The 25,899-nt window shown below is 66.0% G+C and carries 9 protein-coding genes; 6 read left to right on the top strand and 3 right to left on the bottom strand.

The genetic code is table 11. The annotated features are described in order from the left end of the window. The first annotated feature begins 13 nt into the window (after positions 1-13). The 6 genes from N7607_RS13375 (at position 14) to fhuF (ending at position 21,790) form a co-directional block, all read left to right on the top strand. The gene (locus N7607_RS13375) at positions 14-10,891 is read left to right on the top strand and encodes a non-ribosomal peptide synthetase (protein WP_279865232.1); all 10,878 of its coding nucleotides are present in this window, start codon (positions 14-16) and stop codon (positions 10,889-10,891) included. Continuing rightward, entirely contained in the window at positions 10,888-16,272 is a 5,385-nt protein-coding gene (locus tag N7607_RS13380; RefSeq protein WP_279865230.1) for a non-ribosomal peptide synthetase, read from the top strand. Before N7607_RS13375 ends, N7607_RS13380 begins: the two co-directional genes overlap by 4 nt. A 121-nt stretch (positions 16,273-16,393) precedes the next feature. Continuing rightward, positions 16,394-18,589 carry a TonB-dependent siderophore receptor gene (locus N7607_RS13385; RefSeq protein WP_279865229.1) on the top strand — a complete coding sequence of 732 codons (2,196 nt, stop codon included), beginning with the start codon at positions 16,394-16,396 and terminating at the stop codon, positions 18,587-18,589. After that, positions 18,579-19,577, top strand: coding sequence for a GNAT family N-acetyltransferase (locus N7607_RS13390; protein ID WP_279865228.1), 999 nt, complete (start codon positions 18,579-18,581; stop codon positions 19,575-19,577). The genes N7607_RS13385 and N7607_RS13390 overlap by 11 nt, the downstream gene beginning before the upstream one ends. Positions 19,578-19,728: 151 nt before the next feature. After that, on the top strand, positions 19,729-21,024 hold the full coding sequence (locus N7607_RS13395) for a lysine N(6)-hydroxylase/L-ornithine N(5)-oxygenase family protein (protein ID WP_279865227.1): 1,296 nt from the start codon (positions 19,729-19,731) through the stop codon (positions 21,022-21,024). Between the two features lie 16 nt (positions 21,025-21,040). Next, positions 21,041-21,790: a siderophore-iron reductase FhuF gene (gene fhuF, locus N7607_RS13400; RefSeq protein WP_279865226.1), complete on the top strand. Its 750-nt coding sequence runs from the start codon at positions 21,041-21,043 to the stop codon at positions 21,788-21,790. A gap of 341 nt (positions 21,791-22,131) precedes the next feature. Here the strand turns inward: fhuF and fhuB are convergent, their stop codons facing one another. The 3 genes from fhuB to N7607_RS13415 are packed head-to-tail and all read right to left on the bottom strand — an operon-like array spanning position 22,132 to position 25,768. Next, a complete protein-coding gene (gene fhuB / locus N7607_RS13405; protein WP_279865225.1) occupies positions 22,132-24,147 on the bottom strand; it encodes a Fe(3+)-hydroxamate ABC transporter permease FhuB in 2,016 nt (671 codons plus the stop codon). Then, positions 24,144-25,001 carry an ABC transporter substrate-binding protein gene (locus N7607_RS13410; protein WP_279865224.1) on the bottom strand — a complete coding sequence of 286 codons (858 nt, stop codon included), beginning with the start codon at positions 24,999-25,001 and terminating at the stop codon, positions 24,144-24,146. Before N7607_RS13410 ends, fhuB begins: the two co-directional genes overlap by 4 nt. Then, complete coding sequence (locus N7607_RS13415) at positions 25,001-25,768, bottom strand: ATP-binding cassette domain-containing protein (protein ID WP_279865223.1); 768 nt, start codon at positions 25,766-25,768, stop codon at positions 25,001-25,003. The genes N7607_RS13410 and N7607_RS13415 overlap by 1 nt, the downstream gene beginning before the upstream one ends. Between the last annotated feature and the right edge of the window lie 131 nt (positions 25,769-25,899).

Consider the following 25,899-nt stretch of genomic DNA (forward strand, 5'->3'; position numbering starts at 1 on the left):
GCGAGGTACTGTCATGAACGCACGAGTCCCGTCGAACCTTGCCCTGGAATGGGCGCCGCTGTCCTTTGCCCAGCAGCGGCTGTGGTTCTTCAGTCGCCTGGAAAGTGGCAGCACCGCCTACAACATCGGCGGCGTGCTGCGCTTCGAGGGTGTACTGGACATGGACAGCCTGCGCCATGGCCTGGACCAGGTGTATGCGCGCCACGCGGCGCTGCGCACTGTGTTCCGCGAGCACGATGGCCTGGCCCAGCAGGCCGTGCTGCCGGTCGGCCCGATGCCCCTGGAGATCATCGACCTCGAAGGCGGTGCCGATCGGGTCGAATCCCTGGCGCGCGACTTTATCGAAGCCGACTACGACCTGACCCGCGGGCCGCTGGTGCGTTGCGCCCTGTATCGCCTGGGCGAGAACAGCCACGCCTTTGCCGTGGGCATGCACCACATCATCTCCGACGCCTGGTCGGTGCGCGTGCTGGTGGAGGAGATGGCCGAGTTCTATCGCGCCCGCCTGCAGAACCGCCAGCCGTTCATGACCCCGCAGCCGGTGCAGTACAGCGAGTACGCCGTCGGCCAGCGCGAGTGGTTGGCCAGCGAGGCAGGCGCCCGGCAGATGGCCTTCTGGCGCGAACACCTGGGCAGCGAGCAGCCGCCACAGAGCCTGGCTCCGGACTACCCGCACAATCCCCAGGCCGCGCGCCGCGCTGCCTACCGCACGCTGCAGGTGGAGCCGGCCCTGGTGGCCCGTCTCAGTGATCTGGCCAAGGCCAACGGCGCCACCCTGTTCACCGTGCTGCTGGCGGCTCTGCAGCTACAGCTGGCGCGCCTCTCCGGCCAGCGCGAAGTGCGCATCGGCGTCCCGGTGGCCGGTCGTGCCAAGGGCTACGAGCGTCTGGTCGGCTTCTTCGTCAACACTCTGGTACTCAAGGCCGAGCCGCGCCCCGAACTGTCGGTGGCGGAGTGGCTGGAGCAGGCCCGCGCCGGCCTCAAGCAAGCTCAGGCCAACCAGGAAATGCCCATCGAGCGCCTGGTGGAAGAGCTGGCGCCGAGCCGCAGCCTGGGCCAGCAGCCGCTGTTCCAGGTGGCCTTCAACTACCGTCGCCAGCATCCACTGGCGGCCAACTGGCTGCCGGGTATCGAGACTCAACTGGCAGAGCTGCCGTCCAGCCAGATTCCGTTCGACCTGGCACTGGATGCCGTGCGTGACCGTGGTAACGAGCTGTCGATCAACTTCGCCTACGCCGCCGACCTGTTCACCGAGAACAGCATTGAGCGCCTGATCGCCGGCTTCCTCGAAGTGCTCGACGGTTTCGCCAGCGCCCCGCAGGCGGCGCTGGGAGAAGTGGTGCTGGTGACGGCGCCTGAGCTGGCGCAGCTGAGTGAGTGGAACACCCCGCGTCAGGCTTTCGATGCTGCGCGCCTGCTGCCCGCGTTGATCGCCGAGCAGGCACGCCTGCGCCCTGAGGCCATCGCCCTGGTGCATGGCAGCGAGCGGATTGCCTTCGCCGATATGGAGGCCCGCGCCAATCGACTGGCCAACCTGCTGGTGGCCCACGGCGTGCAGCCTGAGTCTCGCGTTGGCGTCTCGCTGGAGCGTGGCAACGCGATGATCGTCGCCATGCTGGCGGTGCTGAAATCCGGCGGTGCTTTCGTCCCGCTGGATCCCGATTATCCGCTTGAGCGCCTGAGCTATATGGTCGAGGATTCGGGCCTGAAGTGGCTGATCACTTCATCCGATCTGGCCGAGCGCCTGCCGCTGGGTGCGGGCGTCGAGCCGCTGTATCTGGATCAGATCGACCTGTCAGCATTTGAGTCGTCTGCCCCGAGTGTACAGCTACATCCGCTGAATCTGGCCTATCTGATCTACACCTCCGGCTCCACCGGCCAGCCGAAAGGCGTAGCGGTCAATCACCTCGGCCTGACCATGCATGTGCAGACCATCGGTCAGCGCTATGGCATGACCCCGGATGATGTGGAGCTGCACTTCGCTTCCATCAGCTTCGACGGAGCTTTGGAGCGCTGGACCGTGCCGTTGGCCTTCGGCAGCCGTCTGGTGATTCGTGATCAGGAACTGTGGAGCGCGGAGAAGACCAGCCAGGTGATCGCCGACGAAGGCGTGACCATCTCCTGCCTGCCACCGAGCTATGCCCAGCAGCTGCTGGATTGGGTCGAGTCGCAAGGCCTGAAGCTGCCGGTACGCTCCTGGACCCTGGGTGGCGAGGCCTTTACCCGCGAGACCTACGAGCGTCTGCAGAAAGTGCTGCAGCCACAACGGATCATCAACGGCTACGGCCCGACCGAGACGGTGGTCACGCCGCTGATCTGGGAAGCCTTCCCGGGTGATTCGTTTGAGGCCGCCTACGCACCGATCGGTAATCCAGTCGGTCCGCGCAGCCTGTATGTCCTCGATGCCGAACTGAATCTGCTGCCCATCGGTGTGGCTGGCGAGCTGTATATCGGCGGCGAGGTCGGCCTGGCCCGCGGCTACTTCCAGCGTCCGGAGCTGACTGCCGAACGCTTCCTGCCCGATCCGTTTGGCGCAGCCGGCGAGCGTATGTACCGCACAGGCGACCTGGTGCGCTGGCGCGCCGATGGCACCTTGGATTACCTGGGCCGCGTCGACCATCAAGTGAAGATCCGCGGTTTCCGTATCGAACTGGGCGAGATCGAGAGCCAGTTGCTGGCCCTCGACGGCGTGCAGGAAGCGGCGGTGATCGCCCGCGAGACGCCAACCGGCAAGCAGCTAGTGGGTTATGTCGTCGCCCGCGACAATGCAGACGCCAATGCCTTGCGCAGCGAGCTGGCCAAAGTGCTGCCGGACTATATGGTCCCTGCGCAGATCATCGCCCTGGACAAACTGCCGCTGACCCCGGCCGGCAAGCTGAATCGCGCCGCGCTGCCGGAACCGACCTGGCAGAGCCAGAGCTACGAAGCGCCGCAAACCGATAACGAACGCATCCTGGCCGCCATCTGGACCGAGGTGCTGGGTGTGGAGCGAGTAGGGCGTCAGGATCATTTCTTCGAGTTGGGTGGCGACTCCATCGTCGCGCTGCAGGTGGTCAGCCGCGCACGGCAGCAGGGCCTGGGCCTGACGCCCAAGGACCTGTTCCAGCAGCAGACCCTGACCCAACTGGCCGGCGTTGCCCGCAGCGTCGCCGCACCGCTGGCCGATCAGGGCCCGGTAACTGGCGCAGCGCCACTGCTGCCGATCCAGGCGCGCCTGCTGCGGCGCGAGGGCCTGGCCCCGTGCAACCAGTATCTGCTGCTGGAACTGGCCGAGCCGCTGCCGAGCGCCCAGCTGGAGCAGGCGCTGCAAGCCCTGGTTCAGCACCACGACGCCCTGCGCCTGTGCTTCGAACAGCGCTCTGGTCAGTGGCAGCAAGTGCATGCCGCCGAAGCAGGCAGCCCTCTGCTGCAACAGGTCGAACTGGCCGCTGGCGAAGACCCGCAGCCGCACTACGACGCTATCCAGCGCAGTATCGATCCAGCCAGCGGCGCGCACCTGCGCGGCCTCTACCTGACACAGCCAGGCCAGGCCGATCGCCTGCTGCTGTCCATCCACCACCTGGTGGTCGATGGCGTGTCCTGGCGCGTGCTGCTGGAAGACCTGCAACGCGCCTGCCTGCAATTGGCCAGCGGCCTGGCGGTACAGCTGCCGAGCAAGACCAGCGCCTTCAAGACCTGGGGCGAGCGCCTGGCTGGCTGGAACGTGGACGCGCAACTGCCGTACTGGCAGGCCCAGCAGGCCGCTGGCGGAGAACTGCCGCTGCTGAGCAGCGAAACTGGTAGCGAAGGCACTCGCCAACGCCTGGAGCTGAGCCTGGACGCCGGCTTTACCCGCGACCTGCTGCAGGCCGGCCAACAGGCCTATCGCCTGCGCGCCGACGAACTGCTGCTGACCGCCCTCAGCCGCGTGCTGTGCAGCTGGAGCGAGCAACCAACGCTGTGCGTGCACCTGGAGAGCCACGGCCGCGCGCCGCTGTTCGACGATATCGACCTGTCGCGCAGCGTCGGCTGGTTCACCAGCCTCTACCCCGTGCGCCTGCAACCCGAAGCAGAGCTGGCCGCCAGCCTCAAGGCGATCAAGGAACAACTGCGTGCCGTGCCCAACCTGGGCCTCGGCTACGGCCTGCTGCGCCAGCGTGATCAACTGGGCGAGCGCGCCCCGCAACTGCTGTTCAACTACCTCGGCCAGTTCGACGAGGGCGGCCACGGCCTGCGCCTGCGCGAAGGCGGTCTGTGGCGCGAAGCCGATGCGCCGATGGACGCACCGCTGGTAATTAACGCCGAACAACGTGGCGGCGCCCTGCATCTGCATCTGGACTTCAACCCGCAGCAACTGGCACGGCCGACCCTGGAAGGCCTGATCACTCGCTTGCAGGACGAACTGCGTGCCATCGCCCAGCATTGCCAGAAAGCCCCGGCCAGCCTGACCCCCAGCGATGTGCCGCTGGCCGGTCTGAGCCAGGCCGAGCTGGATGCGCTGCCCGGCGTGGAGGACATCCACCCGCTGTCGCCGCTGCAGCAGGGCCTGCTGTTCCACAGCCAGCTGGAAGGCGCCGGTAGCTATGTCAGCCAATTGCTGCTGCCGTTCACCGGGCTCGACCCGCTGCGCCTGCAGAACGCCTGGCGCCAGGTGCTGGCGCGTCATGGCGTGCTGCGCAGCCGCTTCCTGCTCGGCGAGCGCCCGCTGCAACTGGTGCAGGCCGAGGTCGAGCTGGATTGGCAGGACCTCGACTGGCGCGGCGTCGCCGATTTCGATTCGCAGCTGCAGGCCTTCTGCAGCGCCGAGCGTGAGCGCGGCTTTGCCCTCGACCAGGCGCCGCTGCTGCGCCTGGCGCTGATTCAGCGCGGTACCGGCGATTTCGTGCTGGCCTGGACCCTGCACCACCTGCTGCTGGACGGTTGGAGCAACGGTCTGCTGTTCGCCGAAGTGCTGGCCCTTTACCACGGCGACCGCCTGCCGGCGCCGGGCGGCCAGTTCCGCGATTACATCAGCTGGCTCGACGGCCAGGATGCGGCAACCGAGCAGGCCTTTTGGCGCGAGCAGCTGGCACCGCTGGACGGTGCCACCCGCATTGCCGGCTGCCTGCCGTGCCGCGCACCGGAACAGGGCCATGCCCGCCATCCGCTGCCGCTAGACGCCGCCACCGAACAGCAGATTCGCGGCTTCGCCCAGCGCCATGGCCTGACCCTCAATACCCTGGTACAAGCCGCCTGGGCCTTGCTGCTGGCGCGCCTGACCGGCAAGCGAAGCCTGTGCTTCGGCGCCACCGTGGCCGGTCGCCCGACCGAGCTGGCCGGCAGCGAACAGATGCTCGGCCTGTTTATCAACAGCCTGCCGGTGGCGATCCAGCTGCCGGCCGAGCAGCCGCTGGGCGACTGGCTGGCCGCGTTGCAGTTGCAGAACCTGCAGCTGCGTGAGCACGAACACAGCCCGCTGCACGATATCCAGCGCTGGGTCGGCAGCGCCGGTGAGGCACTGTTCGACAGTCTGCTGGTATTCGAGAACTACCCGCTGGGCGATGCACTGAAGCAGGCCGAGCGCGGCGAACTGCGCCTGGGCATGCCGCAGAGCCATGAGTTCACCCACTACCCGATGACCTTGGCCGTGCTGCCGGGCAGCCGCCTGGAGCTGCTGCTGGCCTACGACCGCGCGCATTTCGATGCCAACGGTATTGCTCAGGTCGAGGCGCTGCTGCGCCAGGCGCTGCAGCTGGTCTGTGGCGATCCGGCCCAGCCGCTGGGCAGCCTGGCGCTAGTTAGCGAGAGCGAGCAGTTCCTGCTGGGCGAGTGGAATACCCCGCGCCAGGCCTTCGATGCTGCTCGGTTGTTGCCTGAATTGATCGCCGAGCAGGCACGCCTGCGTCCCGAAGCCATCGCCCTGGTACACGGCACTGAGCGGATTGCCTTTGCCGAACTGGAGGCTCGCTCCAATCGCCTGGCTAATCTGATGGTGGCTCACGGCGTGCAGCCGGAATCCCGCGTCGGTGTTTCTCTGGAGCGTGGAAACGCGATGCTCGTGGCCATGTTGGCAGTGCTGAAATCCGGCGGCGCCTTTGTGCCGCTGGACCCGGATTATCCGCGTGATCGCCTGAGCTACATGGTCGAGGATTCGGGGCTGAAGTGGCTGCTCACTTCCTCCGATCTGGCCGAGCGCTTGCCGCTGGGTGAGGGCGTCGAGCCGCTGTATCTGGATCAGCTCGATCTCGCTGCTTTCAACGCCTCGGCGCCTGCAGTGCAGCTGCATCCATTGAATCTGGCCTATCTGATCTACACCTCCGGCTCCACCGGCCAGCCGAAAGGCGTGGCGGTGAACCACCTCGGCCTGAGCATGCATGTGCAGACCATCGGCCAGCGCTACGGCATGACCCCAGACGATGTGGAGCTGCACTTTGCTTCCATCAGTTTCGACGGCGCCTTGGAGCGCTGGACCGTGCCGCTGGCCTTCGGCAGCCGCCTGGTGATTCGCGATCAGGAACTGTGGAGCGCGGAGAAGACCTGCCAGGTGATCGCCGACGAAGGCGTGACCATCTCCTGCCTGCCGCCCAGCTATGCCCAGCAACTGCTGGACTGGGTGGAAAGCCAGAACCTCATACTGCCAGTACGTTCCTGGACCTTGGGTGGCGAGGCCTTTACCCGCGAAACCTACGAGCGACTGCAGCGTGTTCTTGAGCCCAAGCGCATCATCAACGGCTATGGCCCGACCGAAACCGTGGTGACGCCGCTGATCTGGGAAGCCTTCCCGGGTGATTCATTTGAAGCTGCCTACGCACCGATTGGTAATCCGGTCGGTCCGCGCAGCCTGTATGTCCTCGATGCCGAACTGAATCTGCTGCCCATCGGCGTGGCTGGCGAGCTGTATATCGGCGGTGAAGTCGGCCTGGCTCGCGGCTACTTCCAGCGTCCCGAGCTGACCGCCGAACGCTTCCTGCCCGATCCGTTCGGCGCAGCCGGCGAGCGCATGTACCGCACCGGCGACTTGGTGCGTTGGCGCGAAGACGGCACCCTGGACTATCTGGGGCGTGTCGACCATCAGGTGAAGATCCGCGGCTTCCGTATCGAACTGGGCGAGATCGAAAGCCAGCTGTTGGCCCTCGAAGGCGTGCAGGAAGCGGCGGTGATCGCCCGCGAGACACCGACCGGCAAGCAGTTGGTGGGCTACGTCGTGGCCAAACACCCCTCTCCCCTTGGGAGAGGGGCCGGGGGTGAGGGAGCGTCCGAGCTGCACGGTGAGTCCCTCACCGGTACGCCGGCCGCCCCAGACCTCTCCCAGCGGGAGAGGGAGCTAAGAGCCGAGCTGGCCAAGGTACTGCCGGACTATATGGTCCCTGCGCAGATCATCGCTCTGGAAAAACTGCCGCTGACCCCGGCCGGCAAGCTGGATCGCGCCGCGCTGCCGGAGCCGACCTGGCAAAGCCAGAGCTACGAAGCGCCGCAGAGCGACAACGAACGTATTCTCGCCGCCATCTGGGCCGAAGTGCTGGGCGTGGAGCGGGTAGGGCGGCAGGATCACTTCTTCGAGCTGGGTGGCGACTCCATCGTCGCGCTCAAGGTAGTCAGCCGCATTCGCCAACAGGGCCTGCAGCTGCCGCTAAAGGCGCTGTTCGAGCAGAGCCGGCTGGCCGACTGCGCTGCCGCATTGCAGCACGAGAGCTTGGACGTACCCAAGCTGCGCGCCTTGCCGCGTGGCGGCGATCTGCCGCTGTCGCATGCTCAGCAGCGCCTGTGGTTCCTCAACCGCCTGGACCCGAACAACGGCGCCTACCATATGCCGGCCGGCCTCGACCTGCAGGGCCGCCTGGATCGCCAGGCGCTGCAGGCCGCTTTCGACCAGCTGGAAGCGCGCCACGAGTCGCTGCGTACCCGCTTCGTCGAGGTCAACGGCGAAGCGCGCCAGCGCATCCTGCCGGCCCAGGGCCAGCGTATCGATTGGCTCGACCTGCGCGAGCTGGCAGCCAACGAGCGCGAAGCCGAGGCCCGCGATTACGCGCAGAAGCTGCTCAAGCGTCCGTTCAACCTGGCCAGCGAACCGCTGTTGCGCGTCAGCGTGCTGCGCCTCGGCGACCAGGAATACCGCCTGCTGCTGATCCAGCACCACATCGTCTCCGATGGCTGGTCGATGCAGCGCTTTATCGGCGAATTCTCCGCCGCCTATGCGGCAGTAGCCGAGGGACGCACCGCGCAGTTCGCCGCCTTGCCGCTGCAGTACGCCGACTATGCCCAGTGGCAACGCGACTGGCTGAAGTCCAGCGAGGCCACGCGCCAGCTGGACTACTGGAAGGCGCGCCTGGGCGAACACCAGCCGCTGCTGGAACTGCCTACCGACCATCCGCGCCCGGCCCATGGCAGCCGCCAGGGCCTGCGCTGGCGCTTCGAGCTGTCGCCGCTGCTTACCGCGCAACTGCGCGCCCTGGCCCAGCGCGAGGGCAGCACGCTGTTCAGCCTGTTGCTGGCCGCCTGGCAGACCCTGCTGCATCGCTACAGCGGCCAGGAAGACATCCGCGTCGGCGTACCGGTGGCCGGGCGTAGCCTGGCGGAAATGGACGGCGTGCTCGGTTGCTTCATCAACACCCTGGTGCTGCGTGGCGAGCCGGCCGGGCTGAAACCCTTCCGCGAGCTGCTCGGCGAACTGGTCCAGGCCAGCCGCGATGCCCTGGCCAATCAGGAGCTGCCGTTCGACCAACTGGTGGAAGCGCTGCAACCGACGCGCAGCCTGAGCCATCACCCGCTGTTCCAGGTGGCGTTCAACCACCAGCAGGTGGATTTCAGCGCCCTCGGCAACCTGCCGGACCTGCGCGTGCAGCCGCATGATCCGGGTGCCGCCGGTGCCCAGTTCGACCTGGCGCTGGATACCGAGGAAGCCGCCGACGGCAGCCTCAGCGGGTTCGTCAGCTACGCCGGCGAGTTGTTCGAGGCGCGCACCATCGCCCGCCTGGCGCGGCATTTCGTGCGTCTGCTGGAAGGTATCTGTGCCGATCCGCAGCAAGCCATCGGCCTGCTGCCGTTGCTGGAAGAGGACGAACAGGCCCAGCTGGTTGCCTGGAACGACACGGCCAAGGACTACGGTCCGCTGGTCAACCTCAGTGAGCAGATCAGCCAGCAGGCGGCGCGCACTCCGCAGGCGCCGGCCCTGGTGTTCGGCGAGCAGACGCTGAGCTACGCCGAGCTGGAGCAACGCATCAATCAATTGGCCAACCGCCTGCGCAGCCTCGGCGTGCAGCGTGGCAGCCTGGTCGGTATCAGCCTGGAACGCTCGCTGGAGCTGGTGATTGGCCTGCACGCCATCGTCCGCGCCGGAGGCGCCTATGTGCCGCTCGACCCGGAATACCCGCTGGAGCGCCTGGCCTATCTGCTGGAGGACTCCGGCGTCGACCTGCTGCTGTCGCACAGCGCGCTAGTCGAGCGTCTGCCGCTGCCGGCCGGCCTCAAGGCGCTGGGCCTGGATCGCGAGGACTGCAGCGCCGAGAGCATCGAGCCGCCGCAGATCGAGCTGCAGGGCGATGACCTGGCCTACGTCATCTACACCTCCGGCTCCACCGGCAAGCCCAAGGGCGCCGGCAACAGCCACCTGGCCCTGGCCAACCGCATTTTGTGGATGCAGGAGGCCTACCAGATCGGCGCTGGCGACGTGGTGCTGCAGAAGACCCCGTTCAGCTTCGACGTCTCGGTGTGGGAGTTCTTCTGGCCGCTGATCACCGGCGCCTGCCTGGCCGTGGCCGCGCCGGGCGACCACCGCGACCCGCAGAAACTGGTGGAGCTGATCCAGCGTCACAAGGTCAGCACGCTGCACTTCGTGCCGTCGATGCTGCAGGCCTTCCTCCTGCACCCGGATGTGGAACAGTGCCAAAGCCTGACCCGCGTCATCTGCAGTGGCGAAGCGCTGCCGGCAGAGCTGCAGGTGCGGACCTTCCAGCGTCTGCCGCAGGCTGGCCTGTACAACCTGTATGGCCCGACCGAGGCAGCTATCGACGTTAGCCACTGGACCTGTGTGGAGGAGGGCCGGCATGCCGTGCCGATCGGTCGACCGATCGCCAACCTGCGCCTGCATATCCTCGATGCCCAGCTCAACCCGGTGCCGCAGGGCGTGCCTGGCGAGCTGTATATCGCCGGCATCGGCCTGGCGCGCGGCTACCACCGTCGTCCGGAGCTGACCGCCGAGCGCTTCCTGCCTGATCCGCATGGCCCGGCCGGCTCGCGCATGTATCGCACCGGCGACCTGGTGCGCTGGCGTGCCGATGGCGCCATCGACTACCTGGGTCGCATCGACCATCAGGTGAAGATCCGTGGCTTCCGCGTCGAACTGGGTGAGATCGAGGCTCAGCTCGGTGCCCAATCGGGCGTCGCCGAGGCCGTGGTGGTGGCTCGCGATAGCCAGATCGGCAAGCAGCTGGTTGGCTATGTAGTGGCCGATCCGCTGCCGGCGGATGAAGCCAGCTGGCTCAGCGCTATCAAGGCTGCGCTGAAGGTTGAACTGCCCGAGCATATGGTGCCGTCGATCCTGATGCGCCTCGACCGCATGCCGCTGTCGCCCAACGGCAAGCTGGAGCGCCGTGCGCTGCCCGAGCCGGTCTGGCAGGCACGCAGCTACCGCGCGCCGCAGTCCGTGCTGGAAATCACCCTGGCAGGCATCTGGCAGGAAGTGTTGGAAGTGACCCAGGTCGGCCTCGACGACAACTTCTTCGAGCTCGGTGGTCACTCGCTGCTGGCCACTCAAGCCGTGGCGCTGCTGCGCCAGCGCCTGGGCCTGGAGTTGCCGCTGCGCGCCTTCTTCGAGGCGCAAGACCTGGCGGCCCTGGCCGCGGCCCTCGATGGCCAGGCTGGCAACGCCGCCGAGGAAGAAGACCAAGACCTGCGCGACATGGCCGCGCTGCTCGACGAACTGGAGGCCCTGTGACCGCGCCCATCGACAAGGCCGCCCTGGCGCGCCGTTTCCTTGCCCTCGGGCCGACCGAGCAGAAGCGCTTTCTCGAACTGCTGGCAACCAAGGGCATCCGTTTCGACCGCCTGCCGCTGGTACCGGCGCCGCGGGGCGAGCACCTGCCGGCATCCCATGCCCAGCAACGCCTGTGGCTGGTGGCCCAGCTGGAGCCGGACAGCAGCGCCTACCACATGGTCGGTGCCTTCGCCCTCAACGGCGAGTTGGATCGTGGCGCACTGCTGGCGGCCCTGGAACTGGTGGTGCAGCGGCACGAGGCGCTGCGCACACGGTTCTACGAGCATGCCGGGCAGCTGTGCCAGCGCATTGATCCGCCGGGGCCGCTGGCTCTGGAGGAACGTGACCTGCGCGGTGAAGCACAAAGCGTCCAAACCCTGGCCGATGCCCATGCCGCGCGCACCTTCGACCTGATCGAAGGGCCGCTGCTGCGCGTGCAACTGCTGCGCCTGGACGAGCAGCGGTGGCGCCTGCAGATCGTCTGCCACCACATCGTCTCGGATGGCTGGTCCATCGGCGTGTTCGCCGAGGAACTGGGCCGCGCCTATGCTGCGCTGCGCCTGGGGCAAGCGCCACAGCTGGCCGAACTGCCGATCCAGTACACCGACTATGCCCAGTGGCAGCGCGCCTGGCTGGAAGCCGGCGAGCGCGAGCGACAGCTCGGCTACTGGCGCGAGCGCCTGGGGAGCGAGCAGCCGGTACTGGCCTTGCCCTACAAGCTAGATGCATCCGGGCAGCGGCATGCCGAACGCCAGAGCATCGAAGTACCGCCGGCCCTGGCCGAGCGCCTGCGCCAGCTGGCCCAGGGCGAGGGTGCAACCCTGTTTATGTTGCTGCTGGCGGCGTTCCAGTTGATCCTGGCGCGCTACAGCGGCCAGCGCGATATCCGCGTCGGCGTACCAGTCGCCAATCGCCAGCGTGCCGAGACTGCACCTCTGGTGGGTTTCTTCGTCAATACCCAGGTGCTGCGCAGCGAATTCGACCTGGCCCAAAGCTTTCGCCAGTTGCTGGCCGACGTGCGCCGCCACGCGCTGGACGCCCAGGATCAACAGGACCTGCCGTTCGATCACTTGGTGGAAGCCCTGGCGCCCGAGCGCAGCCTGGGCCAGACGCCGCTGTTCCAGGTGCTGTTCAACCACCAGAAACGCGACCTCGGCGCCTTGCAGCTGCCAGGCCTGAGCCTGGAGCCGCTGGCACAGGGCGTGCCGCATGCCTTGTTCGACCTGGCGCTGGACAGCCATGAAGACAGCAGCGGCCGTCTGCGCCTGACCCTGACCTGGGCCCGCGAGCGCCTGGACGATGGCCAGATGCGCCGACTCGCCGAGCACTTGCTGGGCCTGTTGGAGCAGGTTGGTGCGGCACCGGACCAGCCGCTGGTCAGCCTGCCGTTGCTGGATCAGCAGGATCAGGGACGCCTGGCTGAGTGGAACGCCCCGCAGCAGAACTTTGATGCGTCGCGCTTGCTGCCGGAGCTGATTGCCGAGCAAGCACGCCTGCGTCCCGAAGCTATTGCCCTGGTACATGGGGGGGAGCGGATTTCTTTCGCCGAGTTGGAGGCTCGTTCCAATCGCCTGGCCAACCTGCTGGTGGCCCACGGCGTACAGCCCGAGTCTCGCGTCGGCGTCTCGCTGGAGCGCGGCAACGCGATGATCGTCGCCATGCTGGCGGTGCTGAAATCCGGCGGCGCCTTCGTGCCGCTGGATCCGGATTACCCGCGCGAGCGTTTGAGCTACATGGTCGAGGACTCGGGGTTGAAGTGGCTGCTCACTTCGTCCGATCTGGCCGAGCGTCTGCCGCTGGGCGAGGGCGTCGAGCCGCTATATCTGGATCAGCTGGATCTCGCTGCTTTCAACACCTCGGCGCCTGCGGTGCAGTTGCATCCGCTCAATCTGGCCTATCTGATCTACACCTCCGGCTCCACCGGCCAGCCCAAGGGCGTGGCAGTGAACCACCTCGGCCTGACCATGCATGTGCAGACCATCGGCCAGCGCTACGGCATGAGCCCGGACGACGTGGAGCTGCATTTTGCCTCCATCAGTTTCGACGGCGCCCTGGAGCGCTGGACGGTGCCGCTGGCCTTCGGCAGCCGCCTGGTGATTCGCGACCAGGAGCTATGGAGTGCAGAAAAGACCTGCCAGGTAATCGCCGACGAAGGCGTGACCATTTCCTGCTTGCCGCCGAGCTATGCCCAGCAACTGCTGGACTGGGTGGAAAGCCAGAACCTCAAACTGCCAGTACGTTCCTGGACCTTGGGTGGCGAAGCCTTTACCCGCGAGACCTACGAGCGCTTGCAGAAAGTCCTGCAGCCGCAGCGCATCATCAACGGCTACGGCCCGACCGAGACGGTAGTCACTCCGCTGATCTGGGAAGCCTTCCCGGGTGATTCGTTTGAAGCCGCCTACGCACCGATCGGTAATCCAGTCGGTCCGCGCAGCCTGTATGTCCTCGATGCCGAGCTGAACCTGCTGCCCATTGGTGTGGCCGGCGAGCTGTATATCGGTGGTGAAGTGGGGCTGGCTCGCGGCTACTTCCAGCGCCCCGAGCTGACCGCCGAGCGCTTCCTGCCCGATCCGTTTGGCCGGGCAGGGGAGCGTATGTACCGCACTGGCGACCTGGTGCGCTGGCGCGAAGACGGCACCCTGGATTACCTGGGCCGGGTCGACCATCAGGTGAAGATCCGCGGCTTCCGCATCGAACTGGGCGAGATCGAAAGCCAGCTGTTGGCCCTCGACGCTGTGCAGGAAGCGGCGGTGATCGCCCGCGAGACGCCGACCGGCAAGCAGCTTGTGGGTTATGTTGTCGCTCGCGACAACACGGATGCCAATGCACTGCGTGCAGAGCTGGCCAAGGTGCTGCCGGACTATATGGTCCCGGCGCAGATCATCGCCCTGGACAAACTGCCGCTGACCCCGGCCGGCAAGCTGGACCGCGCCGCGCTGCCGGAACCGACCTGGCAGAGCCAGAGCTACGAAGCGCCGCAGAGCGACAACGAACGCATCCTTGCTGCCATCTGGGCCGAAGTGCTGGGCGTGGAGCGGGTAGGGCGCCAGGATCATTTCTTTGAACTGGGCGGTGACTCCATCGTCGCGCTGCAGATAGTCAGCCGCGTACGGCAGCAAGGCTTGCAACTGGCGCCGCGCGAGCTGTTCCAGTTCCCGCGCCTGGCCGAATTGGCCAAGGCGGCCCGTGTTGCTGGCGAGGAAGTGGCGCAGGAGCCGGTGACCGGCGAACTGCCGCTGGCACCGATCCAGGCGCACTTCTTCGCCATGGACCAGGCCGAGCCGGCGCACTGGAACCAGGCGCTGAATCTGGAGCTGCTGCGTCCGCTCGATCCGCAACTGCTGGAGCAGGCACTGCAAGCGCTAGTAAGCCACCACGATGGCCTGCGTCTGCGATTTAGCCAGGAGCAGGGCGCCTGGCGTCAGCGCTACGCAGAAGTGAATGCGGGACAACAGCTGCTGTGGCTGCGCGAAGCTGGCGGCGATGCCGAGGCTGAGCAGCTCTACCAGCAGGCCCAGCGAAGTCTCCAACTGGCTGATGGTCCGTTGCTGCGTGCGCTCTACCTCAAACAAGCCGGCCAGGCTGATCGCCTGCTGCTGGCGGTGCATCATCTGGTGGTGGACGGGGTGTCCTGGCGCATTCTGCTGGAAGACATCCTCGCGGCGTATCGCCAGCTGGAGGCCGGACAGTCCGTGCGTCTGCAGAGCAAGAGCCAGTCCTACAAGCGCTGGGCCGAGGCCCTGCAAGACTGGGCTGGCAGCGAAGCTGCGCAGGTTGAGCTGGATGCCTGGTGCAGCCGCCTGAGTGGCCCTGAGCTGGCCTTGCCGCGTGAGCTGGAAGATTCAACAGCCACACATGGCGACAAGCGCGAAGTGCGCCTGGCCCTGGACGTCGCCGAGACTAAACGCCTGTTGCAGGCGCCGGCGCAGCTCGGTGTGCGTATCGATGCCTTGCTGCTCACCGCGCTGACTCGCACGCTGTGCCGCTGGAGCGGCCAACCGGGTCTGCGGGTCAACCTCGAAGGCCACGGCCGCGAGGCGCTGGCCGGCGAGCTGGATCTGTCGCGCACCGTCGGCTGGTTCACCAGCCTGTATCCGCTGCAATTGCCGCAGGTCAGCGACGTGGGCGAGCACCTGCAGCAGGTTCAGCAGCGTTTGCAGCAGATCGAGTGCGGCGGCCAGGGCTATGGTGTATTGCGCTGGCTGGGTTCGGCCGAGGCGCAGGCCGCTCTGGCAGCCTTGCCGGCCGCCGAGGTCACCTTCAACTACCTCGGTCAGTACCAGGCCGGCGCCGCAGCGGACTGGTTCCGTCCGGCGGGCGGCGGTGGCATGGCAGTGGCTTCGGCAAACCCGCTGGCCAGCCGTCTGGCCGTCAATGGCCAAGTGTTCGACGGGCAGTTGCAGCTGTCCTGGGAGTACGCGGCCAATCAGTACTGTTCCGAGACTATCGAATGCCTGGCTCAGGACTATCGCCGGGAACTGCTCGGCTTGCTGGAGCTGGCTCGTGGCCAGGCAGCGCAAGGGCCATCACCAGTGCTGCGCCTGACCCGTCAGGAGGCAAGCACTTTGCCAGTGTTCTGTCCGCATCCGGTCACCGGCCGGGTCACTGGCTACCAGCCGCTGGCAGCACGCCTGGAGGGTGTGCGTGATGTTTTCGGCCTGCAATGCCGCAGCTTCCTCGATCCGGCCTGGCGTGATGCTTCGCTCGGCGAGATGGCCGATGCCTATCTGGCTGCACTGCTCAAGCAGCAGCCGCAGGGGCCGTACCGCCTGGTCGGTTGGTCCCTGGGCGGCAGTCTGGCCCTGGAACTGGCGACACGCCTGGAGGCGCGTGGCGAAGAGGTGGCCTTCCTCGGCCTGCTCGACTGCTACGTGCCGGGCACCGAGATCGCCGGCGACGATGCACGCCATCCGCAGGCGCGGGCCAAGCTGGTCGAGCATCTGCAGCTGCTGGCTCCGGAGTTGCCGGCCAAGGCCTGGGACGGTCTGTTCGAGCAACTACTGCAACTCGAACCGCTGGACTGGCCGCAGGCCTGCAGCGCCTGGTTCGCCGGCCAGCCGCTGGATGGCATGACGCGCCAGAGCCTGGAAGAACTGCTGTTCGCCTGGGCGGTGGAGCAGCATATGCGCCGACTGTGCGCCGGCTACGCGCTGCCCAAGGTCAAGGTGCGCCCGCACTGCTGGTGGGCGGCGCAGCCGGGTGGTCGCGCCGCGTTGCTGGAGAGTGGCCTGGAACAGGTGCAGGGCAGGGCGGCAGCGCACCGCCTTATCGACACCGACCACCAAGGCATCGTGCGTCATCCGCAGGTACTGCAGGAGTTGGTAGCCCTGCTGGGAAGCTGATACCCGCGCTGGCTGAGAAAAATCTCGGCCAGCGGCTAAATTTCCTTGCGCCTCGCTCGTCTAGTAGAGGCAATACACATAAATGCGAATCCTTCTAATTTGATTTCGTTGGGGAGTGTTGATGGAACAGCAAGCTAAGTACCAGGCCAAAGTACCCTTCACCAAAGCGCGTCTGCCTTTGGCCATGGCCTGTGCGCTGGGCGCGTTCAGCATGGGACTGCATGCCGAGGAAGCCGTACAGCTGGAAGCCACCAATATCAGTGGCGAGCTGGACAGCCCGGTCGGCGAAGATCAGGGCTACGTGGCCAAGAACAGCCGCAGCGCGACCAAGATCAACACTCCCCTGAGCGAGACTCCGCGTTCGGTTTCCGTGGTCACTGAAGCGCAGATGAAGGACCGCAACGTCCAGACCATCAGCGAGGCTCTGCGCTACTCCGGCGGTGTGCAGGCCGGCTTCTATGGCGAGGACAACAAGCAGGACTGGTTCATCATCCGCGGCTTCAAACAGGCCAACAACGGCCTGTTCATGGACGGTTCGCGCATCTATTCCAGCGCCTTCTATAGCTGGCAGATCGACCCCTACATGCTCGAGCGCATCGAAGTGCTCAAGGGAGCTTCGTCCGTGCTCTATGGTCAGACCCCGCCCGGCGGCCTGATAAACCTGCAGAGCAAGCGTCCGACCGCCGACAGCAAGAACGAGATCGGCATCCAGTACGGCAGCTTTGACCGCAAGCAGATCAATGCCGATGTAGGTGGCAAGCTGGATGAAGAGGGCAACCTGCTATACCGCGTGGTGGCGCTGAGCCGCGACACCGGCACCCAGGTCGATGACGTGGACGCCGCGCGCATCCTGCTGGCGCCGTCGATGACCATCAACTTCAACGAAGATACTTCGCTGACCGTACTGGCCAGCATGCAGAAGGATCGCTCCGATCCGCAGCTGCAGTTCCTGCCGTCCAGCGGCACTATCAGCCATAACCCGAACGGTGACATCGACACCGACACCGCGGTTGGCAATCCCGAGTACGAAACCTTCGAGCGTGATCAGTACACCCTGGGCTACGAGCTGAACCATCGCATCAGTGACAACTGGGACTTCCAGCAGAACCTGCGCTACGGCCACATGGATCTGGAACTGCGCCAGCTGTTCTTCTATGGAAACCTCACTGATCGCATCATCAACCGCGGCCTGACCTACAACGATGGCAAGGCAGACAACCTGTCGGTGGACAACCGCCTGCTCGGCAACTGGTTTGGTGATCGCTGGGAAAATACCCTGCTGCTCGGCTTCGATTACCAGCAGTTGAAGATCAATGATCGCAGCCCCAACGGTTATCCAAACTTCGGCGTCATCCCACCGCTGGATATCTTCGACCCGCGCAACAACACCCCGCTGGGTGGCGTTATTCCGATCGGCAACGATGCACCAATCGGCGATTTCGCCCTGGAAGACAAGGACACCCGCGCCGACCAGTTCGGTTACTACATCCAGGAGCAGCTCAAGTTCGACAACTGGGTGTTCCTGCTGGGTGGTCGCTACGACAAGTCGCGCACCGACTTCGACAACCAGACCACCAACGTCAGTCACGACGTACGTGATGAGAACTTCACCTGGAGTGGTGGGGTCGCCTATGTGTTCGACAATGGCCTGACTCCTTACATCAGCTACTCCGAGTTCTTCCTGCCGGTCACCGACCTCAACGCCGTTACCGGCGATCCGTTCAAACCGGAAGAGGGCGATCAGAAAGAAATCGGTATCAAGTTCCAACCGGAAGGGCTGGATGCGATGTTCACCGCAGCCGTGTTCGAGCTGACCCAGGAGAACGTCAAGAAGAACCTGTCCACTCCGACCGGTAGCGTGCCGACGCAGTTGGGTGAAGTGCGCAGCCGCGGTATTGAGCTTGAGGCTCAGGCCAACGTCACCGAGAACGTCAGCTTGATCGCCAGCTACACCAAGCTCGACCCGGAAACCACCGAAAGTACTCGTGAGGTTGAGGAGGGCAAGACTCCCGCTAACATCGCCGATGAAATGGCGTCGGTCTGGGCTAACTATCAGTTCCATGGTGGCCTGCTCGACGGTCTGGGCTTCGGTGCCGGTGCACGCCACACCAGCTCCAGTTATGGCGATAACACCGAGACTCTAGAAGTGCCGTCCTACACCCTCATCGATGCCATGGTCAGCTATCGCATCCAGGACATCCGCCTGCAACTCAACGCGAATAACCTCACCGACAAAGAGTACGTCACCGCCTGTGACTACTACTGCTGGTACGGCAACCGTCGCAACGTCATCGCCAGTGTGAGTTATGACTTCTAATCCGCTGCAACAACTACCGCTGCCCTCCGGGCAGCGCCTGGTCGCCCGCGATGACGGCACCAGCCTGGCCCTGCACCTAGACGAGCGCGCGCTGCTGCGCGCCCGTCGTCAGGGCGAGTTGCTGGTTCCGCTGGAGCTGGCTGTCGAGGAGCAAGCCAAGGCACTGTGGGCTCTGGCCTACTGGTGTTTCGCCAGCGAGCCCCAGTTGCAGGCCGTACGCCTGCAGCTGGACTCGGTCGCTCCCAGCCTGCTCGCTAGCGGTTTGCTGGTGGGTGAAGGCGACAGCCTGCGCATCGAGCGCTCGCTGTTCTGGCAATTGCCGGGGCCGTTCCTGCGCAACACTGGCAGTGCCGGTTACCCACAGCAGATGGTCATGCATGCCACCGGCCGCCGCCATCCGCGTCGTGCGCCCAAGCCGCAGGGCGAGGTCTATCGACGTTTCGATGCCAATCTGGGCGCCTGGATTTCCCTGCGCACCCTGGATATCGACAGCGACCTCGAACGCTTCAATCGCTGGCAGAACAGCGCCCGCGTGGCCGCGTTCTGGCAGGAGGAGGGCGACCTCACCAAGCATCGTCGTTACCTGGAAGAGCTGGCCGCGGACCCGCGCGTACTGACCCTGATCGGCTGCTTCGACGATGAGCCGTTCGCCTATTACGAGGCCTACTGGGCCAAGGAAGACCGCATCGCGCCGTTCTACGACGTGGCGGATTACGACCGCGGTATCCACATGCTGGTCGGCGAAGAGAGCCACCGTGGTCCGCACAAGGTGGCCAGTTGGCTGAGCGCGCTGACCCATTACCTGTTCCTCGACGATCCGCGTACCCAGCGGGTGGTCGCAGAGCCCCGTGCCGACAACGCCAAGATGATTGGTCACATGCAGGCGCAGGGTTACCACAAGGCCAAGGAGTTCGACTTCCCGCACAAGCGCGCGGCACTCATGGTGCAGTCGCGTGAAGTGTTCTTCGAACGCTGCCGCCTGGCATAGCAGTAAGGCCCGCGGTCGCTGTCCTTGGGCCCATAGAACAAAAGAGCCGCGCCCGAGCGTGGCCGTGAACTGATGAGGTTGGGCGAGGCGAGTGCCTCCAGGGGCTGACTTGGCCTTCACACGAACCATCCGCAGAGGATCGGGGCCTGACATGAGCATAGAAACACTGGAATACGATGTGATCGGGCTGGGCTTCGGCCCCGCCAACCTGGCCATTGCGGTGGCCTTGGATGAAGACCGCCGGGTGCGCGAGCACGGCCTGCGCTACTGCTTCCTGGAAAAGAAACCGGCCTTCGAGTGGCACGGTGGCATGCTGCTGGACGACAGCCGCATGCAGATTTCCTTCCTCAAGGATCTGGCCACCCTGCGCAATCCGTCCAGCCGCTACACCTTCGTCAGTTACCTGCACGAGAAGCGCCGGCTGGAAGCCTTCATCAATATCAGCACCTTCACGCCGTCGCGCCTGGAGTACAACGACTACCTGGGCTGGGCTGCGGCCCAGTTCAGCGATCGCGTGCATTACGGTGAGGAAGTCATTGGCGTCGAGCCGGTGCTCGATGGCGGCGACGTGACCCGGGTCAAGGTGATCTCGCGCCTGGCTGACGGCCGCACCCGTGCGCGCATCACCCGCAACCTGGTGGTCAGCATCGGCGGCGAGCCGGTGGTGCCCGAGGCGTTCCGCCCGCTCAAGGGTGACGCACGGGTGATGCACTCGTCCGGCTACCTGGAGCGCATCCAGGCTTGCGGCCAACCCAAGCGCCTGGCCGTGGTCGGCTCGGGGCAGAGCGCGGCGGAGATCTTCAGCGATCTGTGCGGCCGCTACCCGAGCGCCGAGGTCTCGCTAGTGATGCGCAGCCAGGCCCTGCGCCCGGCGGACGACAGCCCGTTCATCAACGAGATCTTCGATCCGTCCTACACCGACGTGGTCTACGGCCAGTCGCCGGAGGAGCGCGAGGCGTTCATCCAGGCCAATGCCCAGACCAACTACTCGGTGGTCAACCTGGACCTGATCGAGAGCATCTACCACCGCCTGTACCTGCAGAAGGTCACCGGCCATGCGCCGCACAACCTGCTGCCGCAGCGCAATATCGAGGCGGTGCAGGCCGGCGACGAGGGCATTCGCCTGACCCTGAGCGGTCCGGAAGGCGTGGAAGATCGCCTGTACGATGCCGTAGTCTTGGCCACCGGCTATCGTCGTGACGGCTACAAGCGCCTGCTCGGCGGATTGGCCGAGCACCTGGGCGAAGGCGTCGAACGCGACTATCGTCTGTGCTGCCAGCCGCAGATGACTGCCGGCATCTACCTGCAGGGTTGCTGCGAGGCCAGCCATGGCCTGAGCGACACGCTGCTGTCGGTGCTGGCCATACGTTCACAGGAAGTGGTCGACGCGCTGATGGACAGCCGTCGACAGCGCCAATCAGCAGGAGTCGCCAGCGCATGTGCTTGACCCAGGCAGGGGGCCGATGATCCCGGCCATTGCCCCGCTGTTCCAAGGGCCTTTCGCCCACTACCGCGATGTTCTCACCCTTGCGGATGACCCACGCCCGGCACTGTCCGGGCGTGAGTTCGTCAGCCCCGAGCGTCTGGAAGAGCAGATGCTGCGCTTCGGCCCGGAACATGCCGAGGGCGATCGGCGAGCGCTGATGTCGCTGTGGTCCAAGTACTACTTTCTGCGCCTGATTCCGCCAGTGCTGGCGGCAGGACTGATCCTCAACTGGCGCCTGCCGCTGGATTTCGACGAGATCCAGGTCGTGGTCGGCACCGACGGCCTGCCCGAGGCCTTCAAGCTGCCGCATGCCGGCGAACGCTGGAGCGCGGCCCCGGCAAACGGCTTTGAGCGCTTCTCCGGCTTGCTGGACGACAACCTGCTGCCCTTCATCGATGGCCTGCGCGCTCACCGCAAGATCGCCGCACGGGTGCTGTGGAGCAACGCCGGCAACTACTTCGAATGGTTCATGTCGACCCTCGGCGGCCTGCCATTCCCTAAGCCGATGCTGGCCCAGGGCTTCGAAGTGCTGGAAAGCAAACTGCGCCCGGATGGCAGCCGCAATCCATTGTGCGAACCGGTGATCTACGTGCCCCAGGGCGAAGGCTGCGCGCCCTGGCGACAGCGCAAGCTGTGCTGCATCCGCAACGAGCTGGGCATGGAGATGTGCGACAACTGCCCGTTGCTGGAAGAGCCTCCGGCGGAAGGGACTGCGGTGCTGGATTAAGGACTGCGCCGGGCTGTTCGCCTTGCTGGTGATTAGTCTTGGGCTATTGCCTGTAGCACAGTGCTTGGGGCATAGCGAATGCCCCTCTGGTGTACTGCCTACACCCTACGCAATGACGGTGCCGGTCGGCTCGGTCGTAGCCCGGATGCAATCCGGGAAATCGAGGGCTCGGCTCCCGGATTGCATCCGGGCTACAAAGTCAAATGAGCACTAGCGCGCCTTTAGTGTACTGCCTGCAGCGCGCGGTGCGCCGCCCGGTACGCTCTACATCGAATAATCCGCGGTGCTGCTCCGCGTAGGGTGGGCTCAGGAACGCAGCGAACAGCCCACCAACCAGCCCCTCAGCGCCGATACAGGCACAGCATGAAGTAGGCCCCGCCCAGCAGCGATGCCAGCAGCCCTGCTGGCAGTTGCGCAGGGAACAGCACCGTACGCCCCAGCCAGTCCGCCGCCACCATCACCAGCGCACCGAGCAGCGCCGCACCGAGCATCTGCGGCACGGCGCGAGCCAGACCGAGCAAACGGGCCAGGTGTGGCGCCAGCAGCCCGATGAAGCTCAGCGGCCCGACGATCAGGGTGGCGCCAGCCGTCAGCAACGAGGCCAGCAGCAACAGCGCGAAACGACTGCGCCCCAGCGGCACACCCAGGGCACGCGGCGTGCCATCGCCCAGCGGCAACAGCTCCAGCCAACGCCCGAAAGGCAGCGCGGCGACCAGCAGCACCAGGCTGCAGACCAGCACCCAGACCGCCATCTGCGGGCCGACGAAGTAGGTCGAGCCGGACATCCAGCCCAGCAGGTTCTGCCCGCGCGGGTCGCCGCCGGCCAACAGGATCACCTGCAGGGCGTCGAACAGCGCGGTGATGCTGATGCCGATCAGCAGCACCCGCTCGGGAGCGAAGCCGGAGCGCCGCGACAGACCGAGCAGCAGCAGAAGAGTCAGGCCGGCGCCCAGACCTCCCAGCGCTAGCTGGGCCAGGGGGCCGGAGTAGGGCAGCAGGAACAGCAGGGCGATCAGACCCAGAGCGGCACCGGCGCTGATGCCGAGCACCTCGGGGCTGGACATCGGGTTGCCGGTCAGGCGCTGGATCATGCAGCCGGCCAGGGCCAGCATGCAGCCTGCGGCTACGGCGGCCATCACCCGTGGCCAGCGCCAGTCGAGCAGGGTGGCGTCGCCCAGCGTCCACTGCCAACCGTCCAGTCCGCGACCCAGGCCAAGGGCGATCAGCAGCGCGCAGACAAGCACCACGCATAGCGGCAGCAGGCGCCTGGCCGGGAAGGGGTGACGGCTGAAGTGATGACCGTCGCCACTGTGCGGCTGGCCACCGGCCAGCCGCAGGCGCGGCAGCAACCAGAGCAGCAGCGGGGCGCCGAGCAGCGCGGTGGCGGCGCCGGTGGGTACCAGTTCGGCCAGGGAGCCGGCCAGGCGCTGGATGCCCAGATCGGTGACGCTCAGCAACAGGCCGCCGAGCAGCGGCGCCCAGCGCAGGCGCTGAGCGAAGGTGCGCGCACCGAGCAGGCGCACCAGGGCCGGCGCGGCCAGGCCGATGAAGCCGATCACGCCCACCGTGCTGACTACGCAGGCGGCCAGGTATACGGACAGGGTGAGGGTGACGAAGCGCAGAAAACGCAGGGGCACGCCCAGGCTCTTCACACCGCTGTCGTCCAGTTCCAGCAGGGCCAGGGGGCGCAGCAAGGGCAGCAGAAGCAACACGCCGACGGCCAGGCGCGGTAGGAGGAACTGCACGCCGCTCCAGCTGTTCTGGCTGAGTGAGCCGGAGCCCCAGATGAACACCGCGTTGAGATCCTGCTGCTGCACCAGCATCAGAGTCACGTTGAGCGCGCTGAGATACAGCGTCACCACCAGGCCGGCGAGGATCAGCGTCAGCGGCGCCAGGCCGCGACGCCAGGCCAGGGCGAACACCAGCAGAGAGGCCAGGCCACCGCCGGCCAGAGCCACCCATTCGCGGCCGAAATCCAGCAGCCAGGGCGCCCACAGAGTCGCTACCAGCAAGCCGAGTTGTGCGCCGCTGGCCACACCCAGGGTGGTCGGCGAGGCCAGCGGGTTACGCAGCACCTGCTGCATCAGAGTGCCGGCCAGGGCCAGCACGGCGCCACAGAGCAGGGCCATGCACAGGCGCGGTAGCCAGCTGAAGTGCAGAATCAGCTGCGCCATGTCGCCGGCTTGCGGAGCGAACATGGCCTGCAGCCATTGCCCACTCGGCAGACGCTGGCCGAGGTCGGCGAATGCCAGGCCAAGCGTCAGGATCAGCAGTACCCCACACAGCCACACGGGATGGCTGGAGAAACCGCGGCGGGTACGCACAGGCAACGCTCCCTGAGCCATGAGATCGCTCATTGCACGCTCTCCGGCGCCAGGCGCTCTTCCAGCAGGTTGGCGAAGCGCTCGGCAGCCATCAGACCGTTGAAGCTCCATACCGGCGGCAGGTCATACAGGCGTCCGGCGCGCACGGCAGGCAGCTGGTTCCACAAGGCGCTGGCAGCCAGGCCATCCTGGGTGCCGGGCGGCATGGGTTTCAGGTAGAGCAGGGCGGCCTCGGGCGTCTCTGCCAGGCGGTCGATGCCCTGCTGGCTGAAGCCCCAGTAGTTGGTCGGGCCCTGCCAGGCATTGCGCAGGCCAACGCGGTCCAGCACCCCCTGGTAGATGCTCTGCTTGCCGAACAGGCGCACATGGCGCTGGTCGAGGAAGGTCATGACATAGAACGGCGGCAATGCCTGCGGTGCCAGGCGCTGGCGGACCTGCGTCATGCGGGCGTCGATTCGGGCGATCATGGCTTCGCCTTCGCTCTGCCGGCCAAGCAGCTCGGCCAGCTCGCGGGTGACCCGTTGGGCACCGACATAGGCCTCGGCTTCCGGGGTGTAGATGGCCAGGGTATGCACCGGCGCTACCCGTTCCAGCTGCGCGCGGCTGGCGGCGAACTGCGGGGTGATCAGGATCATGTCCGGCTTGAGTTGGCTGAGCAGTTCGAGGTTGGGCTCGATGCGCAGGCCGAGGTCGACCACCTGCTCGGGCAGCTCGGGCGCCTGCACCCAGCGCCGGTAGCCTTCGGTCTGCGCCACCGCGATAGGCGTCACGCCCAGGCCAAGCAGGGTCTCGGTCAGGCCCCAGTCGATCACCGCGATGCGTGGCTGGCGGGTGTCGGCCTGGGCGACTGCCGCCAATAGGGCGAGCATGCAGAGCAGCCAGCGCATCACACCACCACGGCGATGGGTTGCTGGCCGCGCGGGTGGCTGAGCACCTGCATGGGCAGGCCGTAGATGGCCTCCAGGTTGCTGTCGGTCATCAGCTCGGCCGGACTGCCGTCCAGCAGCAGGCGCCCGCTGTGCAGGGCGATCAGCCGGTCGCAGTAGCGGCTGGCCATGTTGATGTCGTGCAGCACCACGATCACGCTTAGGTCCAGTTGGCGGCTGAGCTGGTGGACCAGGCCGAGTACGTCGACCTGGTGGGCGATGTCGAGGGCCGAGGTCGGTTCGTCCAGCAGCAGGTAGCGGCTGTTCTGTGCCAGCAGCATGGCCAGCCACACGCGCTGGCGCTCGCCGCCGGAGAGGCTGTCGACCATGCGTTCGGCGAAGCGCGAAGTGTCGGTCAGCTCCATGGCCTCACGCACTTTGGCGTGGTCCTCGCTGCCGAAGCGGCCGAGCAGGCCGTGCCAGGGATAGCGGCCGAAACCGACCAGCTCGCGGGCTGTCAGGCTATCGGCGGGTGGCAGCTGCTGCGGCAGGTAGGCGACTTGGCGGGCGAAGTCGCGGTCCTTCCAGTCGGCCAGTGGCTTGTCGTCCAGCAGCACGCGGCCGGCGCTGGCCGGTTGCTGGCGGGCCAGCATCTTCAACAGGGTGGATTTGCCGGAGCCGTTGTGGCCGATCAGGCCGACCATCTGGCCCTGTGGAATGTCGAGCGATAGCGGGTGCAGGAGCGTGCGCTCCGGCAGGCTGAAGCTGACCGCATCGAGTCGGAACATGGACAATCCTTGGCTCGCCGAGCTGTGCGCGAAGCCGGCGACTTTAGCCAAAATGATAATTCCTGGCAAACGCAGTGCGTTCTTGAGCGCGAAGCCATCCCTCCCAATGTCACCTTATCATGATTCGCATA

The sequence above is a fragment of the Pseudomonas sp. GD04019 genome, from assembly GCF_029837695.1.
Classification (GTDB): Bacteria; Pseudomonadota; Gammaproteobacteria; order Pseudomonadales; family Pseudomonadaceae; genus Aquipseudomonas.

What these genes read in the sequence shown, in the direction of transcription:
- fhuB (WP_279865225.1), bottom strand. Translation starts at nt 24,147, where the DNA reads ATGAGCGATCTCATGGCTCAGGGAGCGTTGCCTGTGCGTACCCGCCGC.
- N7607_RS13390 (WP_279865228.1), top strand. Translation starts at nt 18,579, where the DNA reads ATGACTTCTAATCCGCTGCAACAACTACCGCTGCCCTCCGGGCAGCGC.
- fhuF (WP_279865226.1), top strand. Translation starts at nt 21,041, where the DNA reads ATGATCCCGGCCATTGCCCCGCTGTTCCAAGGGCCTTTCGCCCACTAC.
- N7607_RS13410 (WP_279865224.1), bottom strand. Translation starts at nt 25,001, where the DNA reads ATGCGCTGGCTGCTCTGCATGCTCGCCCTATTGGCGGCAGTCGCCCAG.
- N7607_RS13385 (WP_279865229.1), top strand. Translation starts at nt 16,394, where the DNA reads ATGGAACAGCAAGCTAAGTACCAGGCCAAAGTACCCTTCACCAAAGCG.
- N7607_RS13375 (WP_279865232.1), top strand. Translation starts at nt 14, where the DNA reads ATGAACGCACGAGTCCCGTCGAACCTTGCCCTGGAATGGGCGCCGCTG.
- N7607_RS13395 (WP_279865227.1), top strand. Translation starts at nt 19,729, where the DNA reads ATGAGCATAGAAACACTGGAATACGATGTGATCGGGCTGGGCTTCGGC.
- N7607_RS13415 (WP_279865223.1), bottom strand. Translation starts at nt 25,768, where the DNA reads ATGTTCCGACTCGATGCGGTCAGCTTCAGCCTGCCGGAGCGCACGCTC.